Source organism: Bowdeniella nasicola, from assembly GCF_001907295.1.
Taxonomy (GTDB): domain Bacteria; phylum Actinomycetota; class Actinomycetes; order Actinomycetales; family Actinomycetaceae; genus Bowdeniella; species Bowdeniella nasicola.
The window spans coordinates 1-790 of the sequence record NZ_MQVR01000182.1 but is presented as its reverse complement, the minus strand read 5'-3'; the positions used below and the strand labels follow the sequence as shown (position 1 = coordinate 790).

Annotated in this window: 1 protein-coding gene; it reads right to left on the bottom strand. The window is 57.3% G+C overall.

Features of this window, described 5'->3' with window-relative positions; all coding sequences use genetic code 11:
- Window positions 1-75: 75 nt before the first annotated feature.
- Window positions 76-790: YPDG domain-containing protein (locus tag BSZ39_RS12960; protein WP_222842978.1), on the bottom strand; the 715-nt coding region annotated here is incomplete at its 5' end.

The following is a 790-nucleotide window of genomic DNA, read 5'->3' as shown; positions in this document are numbered from 1 at the left end:
ACGACCATGACCGATACCGACACGCCCGCACTAGCAAGCTAAAACCCCAAACGAGAGGAAAACGCCGTTACACCACTACAAGGGACTTGACCCCGTCTGAGCGAGTCCACCTTCCCGGATGACCTTCTTGCCACCCTCAGCCTCTGCCACCACGAAGTGTGCGGTCGCAGTGTCAGTGCTGCCATCGGGATAGATGAAGTTCACCTTGATGTCAGCGGTCTGACCAGGCTTCGCGTCCTTGCCCGGAACCACAATCAGCTTGCAGTTCTCACCAATGGTGACGCCCCAACCGGCCGGCACAGTGCTCGTGTCAAGCTCGCACTTGGTGTCTTCAGGCAGGTCGCCAGGCTTCAGCGGGATCTCGGTCTTGTCACCAGGCTTACCCGTGCTGTCGGGGTACTCAGGCTGGTACTTGTCCGAGTCCTTGCCAGTGTCGTCAGGGGTCGGCTCTTCAACGACGACCGTCACCCTGTCGATCTCGTTGCCGTCCTTGTCCTTGACAATGACGACGACCTTGTCACCAGGCTTGGCGTCCTTATCGATGTCAACAACGAGGTTGCCGTTGTCATCGATTTCAGCCTTACCAGGACCATCGGTCTCGACAGTGGTGCCATCCTCAACCGGGCCACCGGTGTTCGGGATCTCTACCTTGTCGCCAGGCTTACCCTTGTCATCGTTCCAGTCAGGTTGCTTAGCAGGAACGTCAGGCTGTTCAACCGTGACAGTGACATCAACGTTGTCCTTCGAACCATCCGGGTAGGTCACCTCAACAGGAACAGTGATCTTGTCA